The organism is Variovorax sp. EL159, from assembly GCF_900100965.1.
In the GTDB taxonomy this organism is placed as follows: Bacteria; Pseudomonadota; Gammaproteobacteria; order Burkholderiales; family Burkholderiaceae_C; genus Variovorax.
Genome location: NZ_FMUJ01000002.1, coordinates 30,938 through 53,598, shown reverse-complemented (window position 1 = coordinate 53,598; position 22,661 = coordinate 30,938). Strand labels below are relative to the sequence as shown.

The following is a 22,661-nucleotide window of genomic DNA, read 5'->3' as shown; positions in this document are numbered from 1 at the left end:
TCACTTTGCAGGGGCTGTCGGCCGCCCCTGCATCTCTCCGCGAACTAGAAATTCGAAATGACCAATTCGCGTGATGGTGAGCGGTTCTCAGCCGCACCGACCGAGTAGGTGATGGACAGCGGGCGCAGCTTCAGGCCAGAGAAAGCTTGGCGCATCTCGGGAATATCGTTGACGCTGACAACGGCCCTGCCCTTCATCCCTTTCAGCAGCTCGGCCATGCGGCTGTACTGCTCGAGCGCGAAAGGCACGTCGTAGCCTTCCGTGCCCCAATATGGCGGGTCGAGGTAGAACAGGGTGTGGGTACGGTCATAGCGCTGCACGCATGTAGCCCAGTCGAGCCGCTCGATGGTGACCTGGTGAAGCCGCAGGTGCACGGCGCTCAGATCCTCCTCCATGCGTAGCAGGTTCATGCGACCGGGCGATGAGGTCGCCGTGCCGAACGTCCGGCCTTCGACCTTGCCGCCGAACGAGTGCTTCTGCAGGTAGAAGAACCGCGCCGCGCGCTGAATGTCCGTCAGTGTGGCTGGTGGCGTCTCGTTGAGCCAGCCGAAGATCTCGCGGCTCGTGAGCGCCCACCGGAATTGCCGCACGAACTCGTCGAGGTGGTGCTGCACCACGCGGTAAAGGTTCACGAGGTCACTGTTGACATCGTTCAATACCTCGACCTTCGCCGGCTCCTTCAGGAAGAAGAGCGCCGCCGCGCCCGCGAAGGGCTCGACATAGCAAGTGTGCTCCGGGAACAGGGGAAGGATGTGCTTCGCGAGGCGGCGCTTGCCGCCGATCCACGGCACCAGAGGTTTCGCTGAAATTTCCATTGTGCAAGCCTTTGTTCCACATTTTTTGATAGGCTTGGCCCACTCTGTACAGGGTGGCGGGCCTCGCCGGCTTGCAGGCTAGATCTGCACTTCGGGGCTTGAACAGGTGCTCCAACACCTGAACAGGTCGCCCGTCTTTTTTGTGACTCAGGGCGCGGCCGTCGCCACGCCCGTGGGCACCTCGTAGACGTTGAATCGCACGACCTCGTCGCCGATCCACGCGTTGATCTCCTTGAACCGGTCCTGCAGCGGCTTGATCTCGTTGAGCGCGAACACCTGGGCGGCCGGCACCACGGCGCCGAAGCCGCCGGTGTTACTGGGCACGATGCCCAGCAGCTGCGGCGGGATGCGATGCGCGGCCAGCACGTCATCGCGGCTGACGTTTTTGATGTTGAAGAAGTCGTCTTTCGCGGCCACCTCGCTGACCGGGATCAACTGCACGCCATCCTTCTTGCCGTTGGGCGAGTAGAGGAACAGGTTCCGAAAATTGCCCGGGCCCTTGCTCTCCTTGAGCGCGGTGCGCATCGCGTCGACGTCTTCCTGCTGCTGGGCCGGGTCGCTGATGTAGAGGATGAAGCCCGCATGGCTGCCGTTGTTGTAGTAGCGGCGGCGGAATAGCGTGGCCGACTCGTTGAGCCAGGCCGACTGCAGCGCGCTCAGATACTCGGGCAGGCCGTACACCTCTTGATTGATGTCGGCCTCGCGCATGTGAAAGATGCTGCCGGCCTTGAACTCGTGCTCGTCCTTCCAGCCGCGCACGAAGAAATAGCTTTCGAGGTCTGCGCCGCGTCGCATGTACTTCGCGAGCGCGTGCTTCAGTTCCACCGGCCGCCGCGTGAGCGAGTCCCGCCGCTCGACGTACGCGTTGCCGAAGGTCAGGAAATCCAATGCAAAGGCGCTGAAGGTCGTGCGGTCCATCAGCTTGTGCGGGATGAAGGTACTCAGCAGGATGTTGCGCTTGAAGTAGATCGAGCTGCTGTGGTGCGTGCTGGCGCGGAACGATTTCGCCAGGCCGTCCCAGCTCACCGGTGGTTCGTACCAGCGGCCGTTCATCCAGCACTCGATGTAGTCGAGGATCTCGCGCCGGTCCATCACCGGCACCGGGTCGCCGAAGGTGAACGCTTCCATGCCCGCCGGTTTTGCGGCAGTCGTTTGTGTATCCATCAGGAGATCTCCATGAAGCCGCTGTTCGCGGCGGTGAGGCCTTCGAGCGGCTCGTTGTCCAAGGCGTGCATGCAGGCCCACGCAAGGTCGGCATGCCCGGTGTCTTCAGTGCGCCCCGCTTCGAACGTGACATTGCGTCCGCTGGCCGTGAGCGTCTTGCGGATGGCGAGGAACGCGTGCGCGAGATCGACCCACCCGGCATCGAACTCGAGCCTCCCCTTGCTGATCACGCTCTTGGCCTTCAGCACGAGGCGCGTCTTCACTTCGAGCGAGTAGTTGATCGCCTTGGCGGCGGGGAAGAACTTGCTCACCAGCTGGTAGACGCCCTGGCCGAGGCCGGTGGTGTCGATCCCGATGAACGCCACGTTGTAGCGCTCGGTGATCTTTCGGATCGCCTCGGCCTGCGCCTCGAAGTCGAGGCCTCGGAACTGGTGCTTCTCCAGCACACGGAACTTTCCGCCGGGGCGCTCGGGCGGTGCGAGCACCACGCAGCCGGCGGTGTCGCCGGTGTGCGAGGGGTCATAGCCCACCCACACCGGCCTGTAGCCGTAGGGCCTAGGCGCCAGCGGCTTGTACACGTCGGCCCAGTCCACCCACGAGTCGACCATGCAGGCCTGCAGCTCTGACATCGGGAACACCGACTGGGTGTCGTCGATGAACTCGCACATCAGCAGGTTGGCGAACTCCTGCGGGTTGTACTCCAGCCGCAGCTCGTCGATGTCGAACAGATCGCAGCCTGCGGCCTCGGCGTCGATGATGTTGACGATGTTGCGCCAGACCTTGTCTTCGCCTGTGAAGCCGCCTGCCAGGCGCTCATGCGACAAGTCGATGGCGACGCGTTGATCCTTCGGACGGTTCTTGTTGAAGTGCGCGCCGCTCCAGCGTGCGTAGGCCTCGTGCTGGATCGAACTGGGCGAGCTGAAGTAGGTCTTGCGCCAGCGCTTGTGCATCGCCATGGCGCTCGCGACCTTGTTGAGCTCCTCGAAGCGATGCGTCCAGAAGAACTCGTCGAAATAGAAGTTGCCGTGGTAGCCCTGGGCGGTGCGCGCGTTGGTGCCGAGGAAGTAGATGTGGGCGCCGTTGGGCAGGATCATCGGATCGCCGGTCAGCGTCACGCCGCAGGCCTCCTGCGCGAACTGCACGATGTACTGGCGGAAGATGTATGCCTGCGCCTTGCTGGCCGACAGGAAGATCTGGTTGCGCCCAGTCTTCAGCGCATCGACGAGGGCTTCACGCGCGAAGTACCAGGTCGCGCCGATCTGCCGGCTCTTGAGCACCATGCGCGTGCGCTCGTGCCCGTTGCGGAACCAAACCTTCTGATGGCCGAAGAGGGAGTCCTGAAACGCCTCGTACAGATCGTCGGCCTGCTCGTCGGTGAAGTGGTTGCGCTGCGGCTTCTTCTTCGGGCCGGCATTGCGCTTCTCGATCTCCGGATTGAGATCTGCTTCCTTGCCGGTCTTCTCGTATCGCGTGATGCGCGCGGTGCGCTCCAGCTGCCGGCCCAGCAGGTCGATCTCCTTGAAGTCGCCGCCCGTCTTCGATTCCTTCCCGATCAACTGCACGAGGCGGGCTTCGAGCGCGCCCTCTACGCGTTGGATCGGTTGCGCCTTGTCCCACTCCTCGGCATCCTTCCATCCGTGCACTGTCGTGCGCGGAATTCCAAGGTGTTCCGCGATCGAGGAAATGCGCCAGCCTTGCCAGTAGAGATGCCGTGCCGCGCGGCGCTGTTCCACCACTGGCGCATCAGGCGTTTCGACGACATCGCTGCATGAATCCATGCGGGTGAGGCTATGGGCGCTCGCGTCTCTTCGCGACGCCTCTCGGGCCAGTTTCGGTTGTAGATCGCGCATTCACAACCGAATTGCATTGAGCCTCGCGCGTGCTCGGCCGACCATCAGCGCCATCACTCGTCAACCTACCCGCACACCACCATGGCCCAGAAGTCCAAGTTCTTTCGTGTCGCCGTCGAAGGCGCTACCACCGACGGTCGCACCATCGAGCGCTCCTGGCTGCAACAGATGGCCGCCAACTTCGATCCCGCGAAGTACGGCGCACGCATCTGGCTCGAACACATTCGCGGCACGCTGCCCGACAGCCCCTTCAAGGCCTACGGCGACGTGACCGCGCTGAAGTCCGAGGAGATCACTCTCGACGGGCAGAAGAAGCTCGCGCTGTTCGCCCAGCTGGACCCCACCCCCGATCTGGTCAACCTGGCGAAGGAACGCCAGAAGATCTACACCAGCATGGAGGTCAACCCGAAGTTCGGCGACACCGGCCAGGCCTATCTGGTCGGCCTGGGCATCACCGACAGCCCCGCGAGCCTGGGCACCGAGATCCTGAGCTTCGCGGCCAAAAACCCCAACAGCAATCCCTTCACGGGGAAGAAGCAGGCGCCAGAGAACCTCTTCTCCGAGGCTGTCGAGGTCACCCTCGAATTCGAAGATGACGAAGACGAAGAAAAGGGCGTGCTCGCCAAGGTGAAGAGCTGGCGCGAATCGTTCTCGAAGAAGTTCGCCTCCCAGTCGAAGCGCAATGACGCGACGGCCACCGAGCTGATGGGCGCCCTCGATGAGATCGGCGAGACGCTGCAGGCCTCGGTCGAGCAAGGCAGCACCACCTCCAAGGATCTCGCGGCCCTGCAGAAGAAGTTCAACACGCTCGAAACCGAGCACAAGGAACTGAAGGCGAAGTTCGACACCATCGACACGACCGATGCGAACAAGCACTCGCGGCGCCCACCGGCCACCGGCAACGACCCGAAGCTGCAGACCACCGACTGCTGATAGCCCGCACCCACCCCAACGCCACCAGCCACAGCCCTACACGCATCACCGGAGCCACCATGCAAAACGCAACCCGTCTTCTCTTCAACAAGCTCATGGATCGCCTGAGCGAACTCAACGGCGTGCCCTCGGCGCGCGAGCAGTTCGCTGTCGAGCCGACCGTGCAGCAGACGCTGGAAACGAAGATCCAGGAATCGAGCGAGTTCCTCGGCAAGATCAACATCATCGGCGTCGACGAGATGAAGGGCGAGAAGCTGGGCCTCGGCGTCAGCGGTCCGATCGCGAGCCGCACCAACACCGACAACGCCGACCGCGTGCCGCGTTCGGTCGAGACGCTCGATCAACACACCTACGAGTGCAAGAAGACCAACTACGACACCGCGATCAAGTATGCGACGCTCGACGCGTGGGCCAAGTTCGCTGACTTCCAGACCCGGGTGCGCGATGTGATCGTCAAGCGCCAGGCACTGGACCGCATCATGATCGGCTTCAACGGCATCAGCGCCGCGGCAAACACCGACCTCGTGGCTAACCCGCTGCTGCAAGACGTGAACATCGGCTGGCTGCAGCACATCCGCACCGACGCTCCGGCGCGAGTGCTGGATGACGGTGCCGCCCCGGGCGTGATCACCGTGGGCCCGAACGGCGACTACAAGAACCTCGATGCGCTGGTCTACGACGCGTACCAGACCTTGCTGGACCCGTGGTATCGCGAAGACGGTGGTCTCGTGGCCATCGTCGGGCGTCCCCTGATGCACGACAAGCTCTTCCCGCTGGTGAGCGACCCCGAGGCACCCACCGAGATCCTCGCGGCCGACATCGTGCGCAGCCAGCGCCGCCTCGGTAGCCTGCCCGGGCTGTCCCTGCCCTACTTCCCAACCAACAAGGTGCTGATCACGCGCCTGGACAACCTGTCTATCTACTACCAGAACTCGGCCCGCCGCCGCAAGGTCGAGGACAACGCCAAGCGCGACCGCATCGAGAACTACGAGTCGAGCAACGACGCATTCGTGGTCGAGGACTACGGTCTGTGCGCGCTGGTCGAAAACATCTCGATCCAGCCCTGATCGCCATGCGCCAAACCCCCGCACAGCGCCACCTGCAGGCCAAGCTCGCCAAGATCGCATCCGCTGCGGCGGGCGTGGGCGGCGAGCTGCAGGGCAGCGCCTACCAGCTCATGCTCGCGCAGCTCGCCGAGCACCGCCGCGCGCTCAAGGACATTCAATCTGTCGAGCGCAAGATCGAGGCGAAGCGCGCCTTCCTGCCCGTCTATGACGCATGGATCGATGGTGTCCTGGCCAGCAATGGCGGTGCGCAGGATCAGGTGGTGACCACCGTGCTCGTATGGCACATCGACGCAGGCAACTACCAGCGTGCAATCGAGATCGCGGAATACGCCGTGACGCACAAGCTGGCGCCGCCCGACCAGTACGACCGCAACCTGGCCACGATCCTGATCGACGAATTCGCCACGGCGGCGCTGACCGGCAAGATGGATCGCGCCACCGCGCGCGACCTGCTGCCGATCGTCCTGCACGGCACCCAAGGCCTCGACGCACCCGATCAGGCCCGGGCCAAGCTGCACAAGGCCTTCGGCTACGCCGTCATCGGTAGGGCCGGCTCTGCCGACGTGGACTACGACAAGGTGTCCACCGACGAGGCCCGTCTTGCGCTGGACCACCTGCAGCGCGCCCTCGCCCTGTTCGAACAGGTGGGCGTGAAGAAAGACATCGAGCGCCTGGAGCGCCGGCTCAACAAGCCGGAGACGCCCCCCGCGCCGTAACCGAGTCCGACCCCGGACCCCGGCGGCTCGGGCTGATTCCTGAAGCTCCTTGACCGGCCTGCCCACGGATGACGCCCGACCACCGCCGACCTCTTCCCCTTCGCCATGAACTTCCTCGGAAACCCGCCCACCCCGACCGCCGCCGAAGAGACCTCGCTGGCAAACGACGGCTGGTTTCCCGACATCGATCTGGCGAAGCTGCGCGCCTCCGCGCGCCTTGACGGCACCGTGACGCCCGACCGACTGCGCCACAGTGCTGTGCAGGCCGTGCTGAGCATCAATTCCGAGCTGGCGAAGTACAAGAGTGCGCAGCTCGTGCTCGGCCACGCGAAACTGGAAGACGTGCCCGCGCCCGAGATCGACGGCAAGAGCGCGCAGGTCGCGCGCTACCTGCGCGCCGTCTATGCCTACACGCAGGCCGACCTGATCGAGCGCTACCGCGACTACGACACCACGGGCGCCGGCGACAAGGCTGCTGACAAGCTGGAGTTGCGCGACTGCGATCTTCGCCGCGACGTGCGCTGGGCAATCTCCGACTTCCTCGGCATCCGCCGGACCACAGTCGAGCTGATCTGATGCAGGTACGCACCCAACAGAACGAGACCGTCGACCTGCTGTGCTGGCGCTACCTGCAGCGCACGCAGGGCACGGTCGAGGCGACGTACCTGCTCAACCCCGGGCTTGCAGACCACGGCCCGATCCTCCCGGCCGGCCTGGTGGTCACGCTGCCCGAACCCACCACCACCAGCATGAGGCGCACCGTCGCCCTGTGGGACTGAAGCAATGAACGATTTCCTCCAGCTGTTCACGGAACTGAAGGGTGTCTTCGGCGGTGCCGCCGCCATCGGCATCGCTGCCGCGTACTACTTCTTCAGCCAGAAGAACAGCCGCGACATGGCCGGCGCCGACAGCGCGGGCCAGATCAAGGCCCTCGCCGTCTACGAGGAAATGCTCAAGTCGGAGCGCGAGGCCCGCGCCCTGGCCGAGCAGCGCGCCGACAAGTTCGCCGAGGAGCGTAACGAGGCCTACCGGGAGCTCTACAAGCTGCAGGGCCAGATGTCCGAGCTGACCAAGCAGATCGAGCGCCAGAACGCCGAACTCGAGCGGCTGCGCGCGCAGATCTCCAACTTGGAGGAACAGATCCATGCAAACCCAAGACTCTGACCTGACACCGCTCACTCCGACGCGGCACCTGCCGCGCGCGATCCGGCGCGTCGTGGAATCGCTGCTCGTGATCGGCGGGCTGATCGGCGGCGGCCTGGCGATCGGCTACTACGCGGGCATCCAGCAGGAGCGCGAAGCCCGGCTCGAAGAGATCGCGCGCCTGCAGGACAACTTCCAGACCGCGCTGGGCGCCGTGGCGGGCAAGACCGAGCGTTCTGCCGCCAAGGTGGCCGACGCCGCCGCGTCTGTCTCTTCGGCGGCGGAAGCGGTGGCCGAGGTGGCGGGCAAGGCCGACAGCGCCGCTGCCACGGCGAAGACCGCCGCACGCACCGCTGCCAGCGCCGCCGTCACGGCCCAGTCCGTCAGCGCCGCACAGGAACAGGAGCGCCGCGCCGTCAACAACGCCGTCAACCGTGCGAATGCCCGGATACAGGAGCGCGGCCGATGAAGCCGCTGCTGTGCCTGCTGGTGGCCCTCACCGCGACGGCCTGCACCAGTCCGCCCCCGCCCGCGCCCCCGTGCGCCGCCCTGCCCTCACTGCCAGCGGGCGCTACGCCCGCGCAGCGCCACCGCCATCACGAGGCCGTCATCACCCTCTACGCTGAATGCGCCGGGACACGCCCATGAACGACTACCACATGAGCCCGGACGGGCACGAGGTCGCCCACTACTTCGAACAGTGCCGGCTGCTGGCCTATCCCGACCCGGGTTCGGCACTGTTCAAGGCGCTGAGCGCAGCTGGCATCGATCCCTATCGCATCACGTCGGTGCCTGCGGCGTTCGCCCGGCTCAGCGGCAAGCCCTGGACGATCGGATGGGGCGACACGGGGCCCGACGTGGTGCCCGGCCTGGCCATCACACGAGCCGAAGCCGATCAGCGTTACGCGCGCCGTATGTCCGGCGAATTCGAGCCGGCGGTGCGTCGGGCCGTTACGGTGCCGCTTGCGCAGCGGCAGTTCGACGCGCTCGTTTCGATCTTCTACAACTGCGGGGTCGACGCGCTCTCGAAGTCCACGCTCGTGCGCCTGCTCAATGCGGGCGACACGGCCGGCGCCGCCGCACAGTTTCCGCGCTGGAACCTGTCCGGCGGCAAGGTGCTCAAGGGCCTCGATCGCCGCCGCGAGGCCGAGCGCCTGCTGTTCCTGGGCACAGATCCGAAACCGGCCATCACCGCCGCTCTTGCGAAGTTCCCATGAGCTGGCTGCTCAAGGCCCTGCCCTACGTGATCGCGGTGGTGCTCTTCGGTGCCTGGACCGGGCTCACCTACCACATCGCCTCTAAGGCAAGCGGTGATGCCGTGCGCCTGGAATGGCAGGCCGAGCGCGCCAACAACGCCCGCGCGGCCGTCGACGCCTTCACGCGCACGCTCGACGCGCAATGGCAGATGACCGAAAGCCTCGCCGCGCGCGACGCTGCACATGCAAAGGAGATCGAACGTGTTCAAGGCGAAAAAGCTCTTCTTAAGCGTCAGCTTTCTACTGGCGCTGTCCGGGTGTCAGTCCCTGTCCGCACCACCACCTGTCCTGCAGGCGGGAATACAGGTGCCGCCGCTGCCGGCCAGCCTGCAGAAGCGCGAGCCGAACTTGACCCAGCGTTTGCGGCAGATGTGGCAGGAATCACCGGTGAGGGAGACGAGGCCATCTACGACCTCAACGCCTGCATCGACCGCTACAACGAAGTCCGCGATCGGATCAACGCCCTGACCAGACACGGGACCACCAGTGCTCAAAGTCCATAGCCTGCGCGCGCACCTGACCGCCGCGACGCCAGAGTTCCAGACCGACCCGGACAAGCTCACGGTCTTCATCACCAACGGGCGGATCGTCGCCGCCGGCGCCGCCTCGCTGTCGTTCGTCTATCGCTACACGCTGAAGCTCGTGGTGCTCGACTACAGCAGCCACGCGGACGCGATCTTCGTGCCGCTGCTGGCCTGGCTGCGGACCAATCAGGTCGAGATCTTCGAGAACACCGACCTTCGCGAGAAGAGCCTGCGCTTCGAAGCGGAATACCTTAACAAGGAAACGATGGATCTCTCCATCGAGATCGACCTGACCGAGCGCGTGATCGTCAGGCCCGGGACCGACCCCACTTCGAAGGAAACAGCCAAGCGCTACGACGTGACGCATGCGGCCGAGCCCGCGCACGTCGGCACCGTCACGCAGGCCGAGCGCATCGAGGTTTACTTCGAAGGCCAGCAGCTCGCGGCTTGGGACTTCCCGGCGACGGAGTTCTGAGGTGGCTGACGATCTGCGCGCGCTCGAAGACTGGGCAACGCCTCTGCTGTCGCAGCTCACCGCGACCAAGCGCCGCGCGCTGGCCCGCAAGATCGGCCAGGCGCTGCGCCGCGAGCAGGCCGCCCGGATCGCATCGCAGCGCAATCCAGATGGCAGCGCCTACGAGCCTCGCAAGACGACGAACGCCCGCTTGCAGAAAGGCAGCATCCGACGCACCATGTTCGAGAAGCTGCGCGCCGCGCGGCACCTGCGCGTCGAGGCAGAGGATGACGGCGTGGCGGTGGGCTTCTTCGGTCGCACAGCGCGCATCGCGCGCGTGCATCACGAAGGCCTGCGCGATCTGGTGCAGCCCGGCGGCCCCACCTACCAATACCCCGCGCGTGGCTTGCTCGGCATCACGGATGCCGATCGCGAGCTGATCAAGGATCTGCTGCTGCAGCACCTCGCCCCCTGAATCTTTCGGTTGTAGATCGCGCTCGCACAACCGATATGAAGTGCGTCGCGCGCGCACGGTCGGCACCATCGACGGCATGTCTGGAAAGGCCCCGTCCCCGTTCGAACTGCAGCGCCTGATCGAGAACCTTCTCCGGTCGGGAACGATCTCGCAGGTCGACCAGGCGGGCTACAAATGCCGCGTGAAGTCCGGCGGACTGGAGACGAACTGGCTGCGCTGGTTTGCGCACCGCGCGGGCGACGTGCGGCACTGGTCGCCGCCCGTTGTCGGCGAGCAGTGCATGGTGTTCTCTCCGGGTGGCGTCATGGCCGCTGGCTTCGTACTAGTGGGCATCTTCAGCGACAGCATGCCCCCCAATGGCGACAGCGGTGACGTGGAGCGCACCACCTATCCCGATGGCGCGGTCTTCGAATACGACCACAGCGCAAGCGCGCTGAAGGTCACTCTACCCGGCGGCGGAACCGCCGACATCACCGTTCCGGACTCGATCACCGTGCAGTGCAAGACGGCCGACGTGACAGCCAGCGAGAGCGCGAAGGTGCACTCACAGGAGATCACCCTAGATGCGCCGATGAACATCGTGACCGGCCAGCTGGTCGTGCAGGGGCTGCTCACCTACACCGCTGGCATGGCCGGCTCGGGCACTGGGCCCGGCGGCAAGACGGCTCAGATCGACGGCGACATGGAGTTCATCAACGGCCACGGCATAAGCACCGATGGCGGTGACATCGTCGCCGGCAACATCAGCGTGCAAAGCCACGGCCACATCGAGGAAGACGCCGGCGGGCGAACCGCAGGCGGCGCGGTGCCATGAGCGGCATGAACCGTGTCACCGGCAAGGCGCTCGACGGCATTGAGCACCTGCGCCAGAGCATCGCCGACATCCTCGGCACGCCACTGGTCAGTCGCCTCATGCGCCGGACCTATGGCAGCCTCTGGCCCGAGCTGATCGACCAGCCGGACAACGGCGCCACACGCGTGCGCCTGTACGCGGCCACAGCTGGTGCTCTGATGAAGTGGGAGCCTCGCCTGCGCCTGTCACGCGTGCAGATCTTCGGCACCGACACGCCCGGCCAGATCTTGCTGGATTTGCAGGGCATCTACAGCCCACCGGGCCAGCGCCGCAGCGTGCTCTCGATGCGCGTCCCCGTACAGGTAGGGGCCGCAACATGAGCATGGACATGTCGCTGCTGCCGGCGCCGGCGGTGATCGAGGTGCTGGACTTCGAAGTAATCCTCGCGCGGCGCGTTGCTGAGTTTCAAGAGCTGTGCGAACAGGTGGGCTTTGACTACTCACTGCTGCTCGAGTCCGATCCGGCCATGAAGCTGCTGGAAGTGCAGGCCTATCAGGAACTGGAGATGCGCCAACGCATCAACGATGCCGCGAAGGCATGCATGCTGGCCTATGCGACGAAGACGGACCTCGACAACCTCGGTGCGAACTACCAGGTCTATCGCCTGATCGTTACGCCTGCAGACCCGACTGCGGTGCCTCCAGTGGAGGCAGTCTACGAAGACGATGAGCGCTTCCGCGAACGAATCCAACTCGCGCCCGAGGGGACCACCACGGCCGGGCCCGTCGACAGCTATCGCCTCCACGCGCTCTCCGCCAGTGCGGAAGTGGCAGACGTAGGCATCGACAGTCCGATACCAGGCACCGTGCGCGTTACGGTCCTGTCCACCGACCCGAGCGGCGTTCCCTCCGAAGCGCTGCTCAACACGGTGGGTGGTGCACTCAACGCGGAGAAGATCCGCCCGCTGTGCGACAGCGTGCCGGTGCAAGGGCCGGAGATTTTCGAGACGGTGATCACGGCGAAGGTGTACCGGTATGAAGGCCCGGCTGGCGAGGTGGCACTGGCAAACGGAAAAATCGCGCTGGACAAGTGGCTCCTGAAGATCCGCAAGCTCGGCAAGGGGTTGCCGCACTCCGGCATCGACGCCGCACTGCATCAGCCGGGCGTCGATCGTGTCGAGATCACAGATCCGCCGGCAGACATGCTGTGCACGAAGACCCAATGGGTTCGAGTCACCGCGATCAACGTGCTCGAGGAGGTGGTCAGTGGATAGCCTCACCCCCGCGCAACGCTTGCTGCCGCCCAACCGCACGCCGCTGGAACTGGCGCTTGCTGGCACTTCGCCGCTGGATCTGGATACCGATGGCCTTCGGCATCTGTGGACGGCCATGCTTTGCCTCGCGCCGCTGTTGCCGTGGCTTTCGTGGACGCTGTCCGTCGAAGCCTGGCAGGACGCGAAGTCCGACGATGCGAGGCGCGCGCTGATCCTCAACAGCATCGAGATCCACCGCCACAAAGGCACGCCCTGGGCGATTCGCCTGCTGATCCGTTCCCTCGGCTTCGGTGAGGTGAACATCATCGAACGCGTCGGCGGGCGCACCCACAACGGGACGATCCGCCGCGACGGCGTCTATCCGCATGCATCACTTGCGGCTACGTGGGCGACCTACATGGTTGCGCTGCAGCGCCCGATCACCAACGCGCAGGCCGAGCGCCTGCGCAAGCTCCTGCCGTCCGTCGCCCCCGCCCGCTGCCATCTGGTTGCGCTGCGGTATGCCGCCGTGGCGAACAGCCACAACGGCGCCACCCGACGCGACGGCGCCTACAACCACGGAAGCGCCTGACATGGCAAACCTCAACGAATCCGACCTCTGGGAAGCCGGGATCTATCAACTGGAGGAGGATGACCCGGTCCTCGGCGGTCCGACTGGCATCGACAACCTGGCACCCCGGCAGCTGGCCAGCCGCACGCGCTACCAGCGCCTGCGCAACATCACGCCGTGGGATGCCACGCTCACCTATCCGGCAAGCGTCGCCTATGTCAGCTACGGCGGCACCACGTGGAAGAGCGTGGGCGAGAGCCTCAACGTAGCGCCCGGCGCGGACGCCGCGAAGTGGGTTCGCTGGGCGTTCACTGCGGCCGAGCTCAATGCGGCTCTCGGCGATGCCGTGACCGCGCACGAGGCCAAGGCCAACCCTCATCCGCAGTACGCCACCGATGCCGACTTGGCTGCGCACGTCGCCGATGCCAACCCGCACCCGCAGTACGCCACGGACGCCGATATGGCAGCGCATGTGGCAGCCGCCGACCCCCATGCCCAGTACATCATGGCCGCCGGCGACGCGATGACCGGCCCGCTCACCCTTGTCGATGCCGGGCAGTTCGACAACAGCGCCAAGGCCGCCAGCACGGCCCACGTGCAGCGCGCGCTGGGCAACTACAGCGGCGCGCGGGACATCGCGATCACGGGCGGCACGAACCTCACGGCAGCTGACATGGGCCGCTACATCAGCGTCTCCGCAGCCGGGGTGAATCTGACCCTGCCTGCGGGCAACGCGATCGCAGCCGGTGCGACCTTTGTCCTGGGGCCCTCTCAGCGTTGCGTCATCACTCGCAGCGGCGCGGACGGGATCATGACGCCTGCGGGCTCCGTAGTGACCAGCATGGCCCTGTTTTCTCCGGCCATCGTGACATGGCGCGGCGACATCTGGCACGTCCTCGAACTCCCCATGGGCGGTGATGCTGACGCGGGGGAGGTGTTCTACACAGCGCGCGCGACCCCGCCGGCGGGGTCGATCAAGGCCAATGGCGCTGCGGTGTCGCGCACCACGTACAGCCGCCTCTACACAGCCATCGGCACCACGTTCGGAGTTGGCGATGGCGCGACCACCTTCAACGTACCCAACGCCCGCGGTCTGGTGCTTCGGGGCTTCGACGATGGGCGGGGCATCGACACCGGCCGCGTCCTCGGTACCGAGCAGGAAGGCACCTGGCTGCGCACGATGGCACAGGAGTGGACCGGTGCAGATGGCGTGGCCGGCGGTCCGTATGCCTTCGGCAACCCGTTCGCAAATGCGGACGCCTCCATCTCCAACAGCGGGGGCCCCGGAGGCACAGTGCCTGCCGGCGCCAAGGGCGCTGCTGGCGGCGCATGGCAAGCGGCTGCAAGTGACAACTTCATGCTCGCTACAGCGGCCGTCGACGCAACCGTCGCCAACACCTGGATTCGCTTTCGCATGTCCAACCTGGCACTGATGGCCTGCATCAAGTATTGAAAGCACCTTCATGAACATCAAGACGGTCTATTCGTACGACCCGCAGACACGCTTCTACACAGGCCCCGTCTATCTCGACGACAGTGACCTGTCGCCGCTGGAGCCCGGCGTACACCTGATTCCGGCCGACTGCCTCGAGGAAGCGCCGCCGCACATCCCAGAAGGCTTTCGCGCGAGCGCCGAAGGCACCACGTGGGCTCTGGTCGCCATCCCGGCCGTGGCACCGCCGGCACCGCCTTCGCTCGACGAGCTGCGCGTCACGCTGACACAAAAAGCCACCGCGCGCCGGTGGGCCGTCGAAACCGGCGGCATCACTCTGCCCAACGGCGTGAAGGTTCTGACCGGCATCGATGACCAGACACGGATCACTTCGGCCATTGCGGGCATGGAGGCCGAGGGCTATCCGTCCGTGGATTTCAAGGCGGCGTCCGGCTGGGTAGAGCTCACCCTGGACGAATTGCGCGCGCTGCGCGGCTTCGTGGCCGGCCACGTGCGCGCCTGCTATTCGGCGGAGCGGGCACACCACACCGCCATTGGAGCGATCGCCACCGTCGCGGCTGCACAAGGCTACGACCTCACCACGGGCTGGCCCAGCCCCGTCATCACCGTTTCGCCTTCCGCCTAACACCCATTTCTCAGGAGCACTCCACCATGGCCCTCACCGACTACCACCACGGCGTCCGCGTTCTCGAAGTCACCGAGGGCACGCGCCCGATTCGCGTGATCAACACCTCGATCATCGGCCTCGTCGCAACCGGGCCCGATGCCGACGCGGCCACCTTTCCCCTCAACACGCCGGTCCTTGTGACCAACGTCCTCAACGCCATGGGCAAGGCCGGCACGACAGGCACTCTGAAGAAGGCGCTCGAATCCATCGCAGCCCAGGCACGACCAATCACCGTTGTCGTGCGCGTCGAGCAGGGTGCCGACGAGGCGGCCACCACCACCAACGTGATCGGGACCGTACTGCCCAGCGGCCAACGCACCGGCATGAAGGCACTGCTCTCTGCACAGGCCAGGCTCGGCATCAAGCCGCGCATCCTGGGCGCTCCCGGCCTCGACACGCAGCCGGTGGCCGCCGCCTTCGGGACGATCGCGCAGGCACTGCGCGCGTTCGCCTATGTGAGCGCATGGGACTGCGAGACCGTCGAGGAAGCAACCGCCTACCGCGAGCAGTTCGGTGCGCGCGAGCTGATGGTGATCCACCCCGACTTCCTCGCATGGGACACGGTCAACAGCGCCAACGCCCGCGCACCGGCTACCGCTTTCGCTCTGGGCCTGCGCGCGAAGATCGACAACGAAGTGGGCTGGCACAAGACGATCTCGAACGTCGCAGTCAACGGCGTCACGGGCATCAGCAAGGACATCTACTGGGATCTGCAAGACCCGGCCACCGATGCGGGCGTGCTCAATGCCGGCGATGTGACGACGCTGATCAACCGCGACGGCTACCGCTTCTGGGGTTCGCGCACCTGCAGCGACGAGCCGCTGTTCGCCTTCGAATCGGCCACGCGCACCGCACAGGTGCTGGCCGACACCATCGCCGAGGCCCACATGTGGGCCGTCGACAAGCCGCTAGTACCTAGCCTGGTGAAGGACATCCTCGAAGGCATCAACACGAAGTTCCGCTTCCTGACGCGGGCCGGCTACATCATGGGCGGCAGCGCCTGGGCCGTCGACGGCGACCTGAACACCGCCGACGAACTCAAGGATGGCCGTCTGATCCTCGACTACGACTTCACGCCGTGCGCGCCCCTCGAAAACCTGATGTTCCAACAGCGCATCACGGGCCGCTACTACGAGAACTTCGCCGACCTGGTCGCCAAGGCCTGACGGCTCCCTGCCCGCTGATCCACAGAGGAAAACACCATGTCCCTCCCCCGCGTACTCAAGAACTTCATCGTGTTCAACGATGGCACCGGCTACCTCGGCGAAGTGCCCGAGGCCACCCCGCCCAAACTCTCCCGCAAGATGGAGGAATACCGTGCCGGCGGCATGAACGGCCCCATCAGCATCGACCTCGGCATGGAGGCGCTGGAGTTCGAGTGGACCGCTGCCGGCTATATGTCGAGCCTGCTCACCCAGTGGGGCGCGCCGACCCATGACGCCGTCCTGCTGCGCTTCGCTGGCGCGATCCAATCCGACGACACGGGCGAGGTTCAAGCGCTCGAAATCGTCATGCGTGGTCGCCACAAGGAAATCGACTCGGGCAACGCCAAGCCCGGCGAGAAGACCGAGATCAAGGTGAAGTCGGCGCTCAGCTACTACAAGCTGAGCATCAACGGCGAGGTAATCATGGAGATCGACTTCGTCAACTTTATCGAGGTGATCGGTGGTGTCGATCGCATGGCGCAGATCCGCCTGGCGCTCGGCCTGTTCTGACCTGATCCAGTCGCGCCGGCCGCTGCCGGCGCATCTCTTCCCTTTCCCTTTCCTCTTCCAGCACCATGAACCTCAACGACACCAACGGCGCCGGCGACGGCCAGGAGCCGACCACCACCCCGACCGCTGTCCCCGGCGAAGTCATCCTCGACACGCCCGTCGTGCGCGGCAGCCAGACCATCGCCAAGGTGGTCATCCGCAAGCCGCGCTCCGGCGAGCTGCGCGGCACCTCGCTGTCCGCGCTCATGCAGATGGACGTGATCGCACTGACCATGGTGCTGCCCCGCGTCACGGTTCCCACGCTCACGAAGCCCGAGATCGAGGCGCTCGAGCCAGCCGACCTGGCGCAGCTCGGTGCGGAGATGGTGAATTTTTTGCTGCCGAGGGCGGACCGGATTCCCGCATCCCAGAGCACGTAGAAGACGCAATGGCGGACCTCGCCTTCGTCTTCCACTGGGGCCCCGCCCAGATGGACGACATGACAGTGTCCGACCTGATGCAGTGGCGCGAGCGCGCCCGTGAACGCCACGAACCGCCCAAGTAGACCCATGCGCCACCTCTCCCCCTTCCAGCCTCATTCGCGCCACGCGGCCGCCTCGCAAGGGGGTGCACATGTCCGGTAGCGGCGATCTGCGCCTGATGGTGATCCTGCAGGCACTGGACAAGGCCTCCGCGCCCTTCAGGCGGGTGACCGAGAGCAGCAGCAAGGCCGCGAAGGCGCTGCGCGATGCCCGCGACCGCCTCAAGGAGCTCAACACCCAGCAGAAGAGCGTCGGCGAGTTCCGCGAGATCCGTGCCGGGCTGCAGGACACCACGGCCAAACTCACCGCCGCACAAGCGCGCGTCAAGCAACTGGCGCAGGGCCTCGGCGCCATGGGGCCGCCCTCCAAGGCAATGATCCGCGACTTTGCCGCGGCGAGGCGCGAGGCGGCCGCGCTGAGCGAGCAGCACCAGCGGCAGGCCACGCGCGTGCAGGCGCTGCGCGACAAGCTCACGGCCGCCGGCATCAGCGCGAGCGCCATGGGCACGCACGAGCGCCAGCTGCGCACCGAGATCTCGGCGACCAACCGCGTCATCGGCGAGCAGCAGACCAAGCTCAAGCAGCTGGGCGATCGACAGCGCGCCATGCACGCCGCCAAGGCCGAGTACCAGAAGGGTCGGCACCTCGGACATAACACCGCAGTTGCCGGCGCCATTGCGGCCGGCTCCGGCTTCGCAGTGCTGCACGGCATGCGCGCGCCGATCGAGGAAAGCAAGAAGTTCGCGACTGAACAGCAGCGCATTGCGGCGCTGGGCCTCGGCGATGCGACCACGGCCGACGCGATCAAGTATGCGAAGGCCATGAAGACCTACGGCACCAGCACCCGCGACAACCTGATGCTGGTGCGCGATGGTCTGACGGTGTTCGCCGACCTGCATCACGCCGAGATGGTCGCGCCCACGCTGGCGAAGATGAAGTTCGCCAACGAGGCGATCTACGGCGAAGAGCAGGGCCACGAGAACGAAAAGAAGTTCATGGACATGCTCAAGGTCATCGAGCTGCGCGGCGGCTTGGCGAACGAGAAGGTGTTCAAGGACCAGGCCGACAAGATCCAGCGCGTGATCGCGGCCACGGGCGGGCGCGTGCAGGGCGAAGAGTGGCTCAACGTCATCAAGACCGGCGGCGTCGCGGCCAAGGGCCTGACCGACGAGGCCCTGTACTACCAGATGGAGCCGCTGGTGCAGGAAATGGGCGGGCACCGCGTGGGCACGGCCATGATGTCGGCCTACTCCAACATCTACCAGGGCAAGACCACTAAGCGCTCAGCCCAGATGCTCGACCAGTTCGGGCTGATCGCCGATCCGTCGAAGGTCAAGCACGACAAGGTCGGGCAGATCTCGCAACTGGGCGTCGGCGCACTCAAGGGCAGCGAGATCTTCCGTGAAAACCAGTTCCGCTGGATGGAGGAGATCCTGCTGCCTGCGCTCAAAGCCAAGGGCATCACGGAAAAACAGGACGTGCTCGACGCTATGGGAGGCATGTTCAGCAATCGCACCGCATCCAACCTGTTCGCGCAGATGTACCTGCAGCGCGAGCAGATCCACAAGAACGCGAAGCTCAACGCCGGCGCCGATGGCATCGGCACGCTCTACGACCGCGCACTGCAAACTACATCCGGCGCCGAGCTGGAGCTGGCCGCGCGGCGCAACGACCTCTACAAGCAGTTCGGCGACAGCATCATGCCGGCCTACGTAGCGGCGCTGCAGTTCGCAACCGCTGCGATGAAGGGCCTCACGAACTGGATGGCAGCCAACCCTCGTCTCGCGCAAGTGCTGGCGACCGGTCTCGGCATCCTTGCAGTGACGCTCGTGGCGCTTGGCGGCATCCTCCTGGTAGTCGGGCCCGCAATCCTCGGTTTCGTCACGATGCGCTTTGCCTTCGCCGCCATGGGCATTCAGGGCGGCGTGCTCGCCCGAGTGCTGGGCCTGCTCGCCACAGGCTTCCGCCTGGCTGGCACCGCGCTGCTGTGGCTCGGGCGCGCGCTGCTGATGAATCCCATCGGGCTTGTCATCACGGCCATCGCTGTCGCGGCCTACCTGATCTACCGCTACTGGGGCCCGATCAGCACCTTCTTCGTCGACCTGTGGAACCGCGCGAAGTCGGCCTTCGATCAGTTCTGGCAGTACCTGGGCGGCTCGGTGCCTGCGGCCCTCACGACGGTGGGCGCAGCGATCCTCAACTGGTCACCGGCCGGCCTGTTCTACCAGGCCTTCGCCGAAACGATGCGATGGTTCGGTTTCGAGCTGCCGGCCAAGTTCACCGAGTTCGGCACCCAGATCATGTCTGGCCTGGCCAGCGGCATCACCGGCGCACTCGGGCAGGTCCAGACCGCGATCTCGGGCGTGGCCGATTCAACAGTGGCATGGTTCAAGGAAAAGCTCGGCATCCGCAGCCCCAGCCGGGTCTTCATGCTGGCCGGTGGCGAGATCAGCAACGGCGCCGCGCTCGGCATCGCCAGCCGCGCAGGCTACGTGCGCCAGGCGGTGCTCGGCGTAGCGGCTGCTGCTGCTTCGGTTCTGCCGATGACCGCTGGCGCCGACAGCATGCCGCTGATCGACAACCGTGCGCCGATCAGCGCCAGCGCTGGCCAGTTCGCGCAGATGTCACCCACGAAGTACGAGATCAACATCCATGCGGCGCCCGGCATGGACCCGCAGGCCATTGCCCGCGCTGTTACGGCCGAACTGGATCGCCGCGAGCGCGCCAAGCGCGCGGCCGGCCGTTCTTCTCTGTCGGACATCGACTGATCGAAAGCCCAACCATGGACATGATGATGGCCTTGGGCCAGTTCGTTTTCTGCCTAGACACGCTGGCCTATCAGGAACTGCAGCGGCAGATGAAATGGCGCCATGCGAGCAACAGCCGCATCGGCGCGCGCGCTGCACGCCAGTTCCTCGGCGTGGGCGACGACACCTTCCAGCTGTCGGGTGTGCTGATGCCCGAGCTGACCGGCGGCACTCAGTCTCTCGACGAGCTGCGCGAGATGGGCAACCTGGGCGCCTCGTGGCCGTTGGTCGACGGCACGGGCATCGTGTATGGCCTGTACGTGATCGAGGGCCTTACGGAAACGAAGACTGTGTTCCTGTCCAATGGTGCCGCCCGCCGCATCGAGTTCCAGCTGCAACTCGAGCGCGTCGACGATGAACTGACCGACTCGATTGGCGAAGACGACGGCAGCAGCGAGGACGTGGCAGCGTGACGATGGACCCGCAGGACCAACGCCCAGCCCATCCGGCCCCGACCTACCGCCTCAAGATCGGCGAGCGGGACATCACCCCGGCCGTGGACGCGCGCCTGATCAGCATGACGCTGTCGGAGTGCCGGGGCAACGAAGCCGACCAGCTCGATCTGGTGCTCGACGATCACGATGGTGCGCTGGAGATTCCCCGCAAGGGCGTCGAGCTGCAGCTCGCCATCGGCTGGAGCGGTACCGACCTGGTCGACAAGGGCACGTTCATCGTCGACGAGGCCGAGCATGCCGGCGCGCCCGACCAGATCTGCATCCGGGCCCGCAGCGCGGAGATGCATCAGTCGCTGCGCACTCGCGTTGAGCGCAGCTTCCATGGCGTCACGCTGGGTGAAATCGTGCGGCAGACGGCCGCCCGGCACCAGTTGGTGGCGCGCATCGATCCCACGCTCGGAGCCCGCCAGATCGAGCATATCGACCAGACCAACGAGAGCGACCTGAACTTCCTAACGCGCCTGGCGAAGCTGCACGATGCCGTCGCAACGATCAAGCGGGGGCGCCTGCTGTTTCTCCCCATCGTCGGCACAGCCACATCGAGCGGAGAAACCCTGCCGATCATTGAGATCACGAGAGCCGATGGCGACAGCCACCGCTATCACTCCAGCGATCGGGACGCATACAGCGGCGTGCGCGCCTACTGGCACGATCCGAAGCGCGCGAAGCGGCGAGGGGTGCTTGTGGGGGTCAGCGGCAACGCTAAGCGGCTCAAGGACACGTTCGCGAACGAGGCCGATGCACGCGCAGCAGCGCAGGCCGAATGGCGGCGCATCCAGCGCGGGCTCGCGACCTTCGAGCTGACGCTGGCGCTGGGCCAGCCCCTGCTCTCCCCTCAATCGCCGGTGAAGGTCTCAGGATGGAATAAGCCCGAGATCGACGACACGGACTGGCTGTCGGTCAAGGTGCGGCACTCCATGACGCCGGACGGTGGATTCACCACGCATGCCGAGATGGAGGTGGCGGGCACGGTGACCGACGAGCCCAGCAGCGTCGAAGACTCCGAGTGAGGCGCTCCGGATCTACTAGGCCCGAGCCGTAGGCCGATGCAACCCAAGCACGTCTTGGGCGTGCAGCATCTTTCCTTCGTGCATGAGCCGGTCCTTCCGGTCGGCACAGTAGACCTCTCGATGCGCATTGGCAAACGTGATCGAGTTGAGGGCCGCCACGCTTTCAGCGTCGAGTGTTCGGACCTCGCTTGGTCCTTCAAACCTTCCGATGGCCATCAGCCGCCGGTCAATCGGAAAGTACAAATCAGTCCCCGGAATCCCATGCGCCAGTTGTCGATCAGGGCCTGCAGTTGCGCCGTCCGAATGCACGAGTGTCACCGGGCGGTCGCTTGTCACGAAGTTCCCGGCCTCCGGCCCGGCGATACAAAGTGTCCACTTGCGTTCCACGAGCGTTTTCAAAACGTGCTCGAGCACCATGAGTTCGAGGCCGATGTGATACGACGTCGGCAGCTCAACGGTGTACCCCGCTGCAAATGCCCGCCCGTCCGCCAACGAAAAAAAATCTTCCTCTGTGTTTATTCGCCCGTGCTCTCTTGCGATGCGCTGATACGAGTTCCAGCTTTCCTCATCGGCGGTGAGCAGGTCCAGCACCGTCTTAGCAGCCAATTCGGCAGTTGCCTGGGTCTTCTGTCGCTGAACCGGGTGACGAACAGCGAACAGCGCGACAAGATACAGGACCTCCTCCCACGCAGCCGTAGCGTCCAGCGAGCGATCCGCGCAGATTCGCTTCAAGGCTGTAGCGATGGCCCCTTCGAAGCCCGCAAGCATGCGCTCGACCTCGCCGGCGGGTAACCCCTCGGCGCGGTTGAAGTCTCGGATTTTCGCGACGCCTCCGGGGACGCTTTCAAACGTCTTGTGCTCGGCAAGCGAGACAACGTACAGCTTGGACTTCTTCGAGCCGTTCCGGGTGAACCCTCTGAGGTAGCACTGTGAGATGAAGTGATGGCCGCGCGCCTCGCTCACAGTAGTCCCTCTACGGCAGCAAGCAGTTTGCGAAGCACTCGAGCCCTGCGGCGAGCAG

Annotated in this window: 28 protein-coding genes; 24 read left to right on the top strand and 4 right to left on the bottom strand. The window is 65.4% G+C overall.

Features of this window, described 5'->3' with window-relative positions; genetic code table 11:
- Window positions 1-44 precede the first annotated feature (44 nt).
- From BLQ28_RS06500 to BLQ28_RS06490, 3 genes are all read right to left on the bottom strand, one after another.
- Window positions 45-815, bottom strand: coding sequence for a DNA adenine methylase (locus tag BLQ28_RS06500; RefSeq protein ID WP_093237850.1), 771 nt, complete (start codon window positions 813-815; stop codon window positions 45-47).
- A 147-nt stretch (window positions 816-962) separates the two neighbouring features.
- Window positions 963-1,979, bottom strand: a complete 1,017-nt coding sequence (locus tag BLQ28_RS06495; RefSeq protein WP_093237849.1) for a phage portal protein — start codon at window positions 1,977-1,979, stop codon at window positions 963-965.
- Window positions 1,979-3,757, bottom strand: coding sequence for a terminase ATPase subunit family protein (locus BLQ28_RS06490; RefSeq protein WP_093237847.1), 1,779 nt, complete (start codon window positions 3,755-3,757; stop codon window positions 1,979-1,981). Before BLQ28_RS06490 ends, BLQ28_RS06495 begins: the two co-directional genes overlap by 1 nt.
- 153 nt (window positions 3,758-3,910) lie before the next feature.
- Between BLQ28_RS06490 and BLQ28_RS06485 the strand changes: the two genes are divergently transcribed.
- From BLQ28_RS06485 to BLQ28_RS06370, 24 genes are all read left to right on the top strand, one after another.
- Window positions 3,911-4,762 carry a GPO family capsid scaffolding protein gene (locus tag BLQ28_RS06485; protein ID WP_093237846.1) on the top strand — a complete coding sequence of 284 codons (852 nt, stop codon included), beginning with the start codon at window positions 3,911-3,913 and terminating at the stop codon, window positions 4,760-4,762.
- A gap of 59 nt (window positions 4,763-4,821) precedes the next feature.
- The gene (locus BLQ28_RS06480) at window positions 4,822-5,829 is read left to right on the top strand and encodes a phage major capsid protein, P2 family (protein WP_093237844.1); all 1,008 of its coding nucleotides are present in this window, start codon (window positions 4,822-4,824) and stop codon (window positions 5,827-5,829) included.
- A 5-nt stretch (window positions 5,830-5,834) separates the two neighbouring features.
- Window positions 5,835-6,545 (top strand): phage terminase small subunit, encoded by a 711-nt coding sequence (gene gpM / locus BLQ28_RS06475; protein ID WP_093237842.1) that lies wholly within the window; start codon window positions 5,835-5,837, stop codon window positions 6,543-6,545.
- A gap of 105 nt (window positions 6,546-6,650) precedes the next feature.
- The gene (locus BLQ28_RS06470) at window positions 6,651-7,121 is read left to right on the top strand and encodes a head completion/stabilization protein (RefSeq protein ID WP_093237840.1); all 471 of its coding nucleotides are present in this window, start codon (window positions 6,651-6,653) and stop codon (window positions 7,119-7,121) included.
- A complete protein-coding gene (locus BLQ28_RS06465) occupies window positions 7,121-7,324 on the top strand; it encodes a tail protein X (RefSeq protein WP_093237838.1) in 204 nt (67 codons plus the stop codon). The genes BLQ28_RS06470 and BLQ28_RS06465 overlap by 1 nt, the downstream gene beginning before the upstream one ends.
- A 4-nt stretch (window positions 7,325-7,328) precedes the next feature.
- Window positions 7,329-7,709 (top strand): hypothetical protein, encoded by a 381-nt coding sequence (locus BLQ28_RS06460; RefSeq protein WP_093237836.1) that lies wholly within the window; start codon window positions 7,329-7,331, stop codon window positions 7,707-7,709.
- Window positions 7,690-8,157 (top strand): hypothetical protein, encoded by a 468-nt coding sequence (locus BLQ28_RS06455; protein WP_093237834.1) that lies wholly within the window; start codon window positions 7,690-7,692, stop codon window positions 8,155-8,157. Before BLQ28_RS06460 ends, BLQ28_RS06455 begins: the two co-directional genes overlap by 20 nt.
- 175 nt (window positions 8,158-8,332) lie before the next feature.
- Entirely contained in the window at window positions 8,333-8,905 is a 573-nt protein-coding gene (locus tag BLQ28_RS06450) for a lysozyme (RefSeq protein WP_176801035.1), read from the top strand.
- Entirely contained in the window at window positions 8,902-9,447 is a 546-nt protein-coding gene (locus tag BLQ28_RS06445) for a lysis system i-spanin subunit Rz (protein ID WP_093237833.1), read from the top strand. The genes BLQ28_RS06450 and BLQ28_RS06445 overlap by 4 nt, the downstream gene beginning before the upstream one ends.
- Window positions 9,431-9,943, top strand: a complete 513-nt coding sequence (locus tag BLQ28_RS06440) for a phage tail protein (protein WP_093237832.1) — start codon at window positions 9,431-9,433, stop codon at window positions 9,941-9,943. The genes BLQ28_RS06445 and BLQ28_RS06440 overlap by 17 nt, the downstream gene beginning before the upstream one ends.
- A 1-nt stretch (window position 9,944) precedes the next feature.
- Complete coding sequence (locus BLQ28_RS06435) at window positions 9,945-10,397, top strand: phage virion morphogenesis protein (protein ID WP_093237831.1); 453 nt, start codon at window positions 9,945-9,947, stop codon at window positions 10,395-10,397.
- Between the two features lie 76 nt (window positions 10,398-10,473).
- Complete coding sequence (locus BLQ28_RS06430) at window positions 10,474-11,211, top strand: phage baseplate assembly protein V (protein WP_143012437.1); 738 nt, start codon at window positions 10,474-10,476, stop codon at window positions 11,209-11,211.
- Window positions 11,208-11,570, top strand: coding sequence for a GPW/gp25 family protein (locus tag BLQ28_RS06425; protein WP_093237827.1), 363 nt, complete (start codon window positions 11,208-11,210; stop codon window positions 11,568-11,570). The genes BLQ28_RS06430 and BLQ28_RS06425 overlap by 4 nt, the downstream gene beginning before the upstream one ends.
- Complete coding sequence (locus tag BLQ28_RS06420) at window positions 11,567-12,463, top strand: baseplate assembly protein (protein ID WP_093237826.1); 897 nt, start codon at window positions 11,567-11,569, stop codon at window positions 12,461-12,463. Before BLQ28_RS06425 ends, BLQ28_RS06420 begins: the two co-directional genes overlap by 4 nt.
- Entirely contained in the window at window positions 12,456-13,034 is a 579-nt protein-coding gene (locus BLQ28_RS06415; RefSeq protein WP_093237824.1) for a phage tail protein I, read from the top strand. The genes BLQ28_RS06420 and BLQ28_RS06415 overlap by 8 nt, the downstream gene beginning before the upstream one ends.
- 1 nt (window position 13,035) lies before the next feature.
- Window positions 13,036-14,466, top strand: a complete 1,431-nt coding sequence (locus tag BLQ28_RS06410) for a phage tail protein (protein WP_256327195.1) — start codon at window positions 13,036-13,038, stop codon at window positions 14,464-14,466.
- 10 nt (window positions 14,467-14,476) lie between these two features.
- A complete protein-coding gene (locus BLQ28_RS06405; protein ID WP_093237823.1) occupies window positions 14,477-15,091 on the top strand; it encodes a DUF4376 domain-containing protein in 615 nt (204 codons plus the stop codon).
- A 26-nt stretch (window positions 15,092-15,117) separates the two neighbouring features.
- The gene (locus BLQ28_RS06400) at window positions 15,118-16,299 is read left to right on the top strand and encodes a phage tail sheath protein (RefSeq protein WP_093237821.1); all 1,182 of its coding nucleotides are present in this window, start codon (window positions 15,118-15,120) and stop codon (window positions 16,297-16,299) included.
- Between the two features lie 36 nt (window positions 16,300-16,335).
- The gene (locus BLQ28_RS06395) at window positions 16,336-16,848 is read left to right on the top strand and encodes a phage major tail tube protein (protein WP_093237820.1); all 513 of its coding nucleotides are present in this window, start codon (window positions 16,336-16,338) and stop codon (window positions 16,846-16,848) included.
- 65 nt (window positions 16,849-16,913) lie between these two features.
- Entirely contained in the window at window positions 16,914-17,267 is a 354-nt protein-coding gene (locus BLQ28_RS06390) for a phage tail assembly protein (protein ID WP_093237818.1), read from the top strand.
- 8 nt (window positions 17,268-17,275) lie between these two features.
- Window positions 17,276-17,392, top strand: a complete 117-nt coding sequence (locus tag BLQ28_RS06385; protein WP_093237816.1) for a GpE family phage tail protein — start codon at window positions 17,276-17,278, stop codon at window positions 17,390-17,392.
- Between the two features lie 68 nt (window positions 17,393-17,460).
- The gene (locus BLQ28_RS06380) at window positions 17,461-20,136 is read left to right on the top strand and encodes a phage tail tape measure protein (RefSeq protein ID WP_256327194.1); all 2,676 of its coding nucleotides are present in this window, start codon (window positions 17,461-17,463) and stop codon (window positions 20,134-20,136) included.
- Between the two features lie 14 nt (window positions 20,137-20,150).
- Entirely contained in the window at window positions 20,151-20,588 is a 438-nt protein-coding gene (locus BLQ28_RS06375) for a phage tail protein (protein WP_256327193.1), read from the top strand.
- 2 nt (window positions 20,589-20,590) lie between these two features.
- Window positions 20,591-21,640, top strand: coding sequence for a phage late control D family protein (locus tag BLQ28_RS06370; RefSeq protein WP_093237815.1), 1,050 nt, complete (start codon window positions 20,591-20,593; stop codon window positions 21,638-21,640).
- A gap of 15 nt (window positions 21,641-21,655) precedes the next feature.
- Here BLQ28_RS06370 and BLQ28_RS06365 read toward each other — a convergent pair whose 3' ends face one another.
- Window positions 21,656-22,603 carry a DUF4238 domain-containing protein gene (locus BLQ28_RS06365; protein ID WP_093237813.1) on the bottom strand — a complete coding sequence of 316 codons (948 nt, stop codon included), beginning with the start codon at window positions 22,601-22,603 and terminating at the stop codon, window positions 21,656-21,658.
- Between the last annotated feature and the right edge of the window lie 58 nt (window positions 22,604-22,661).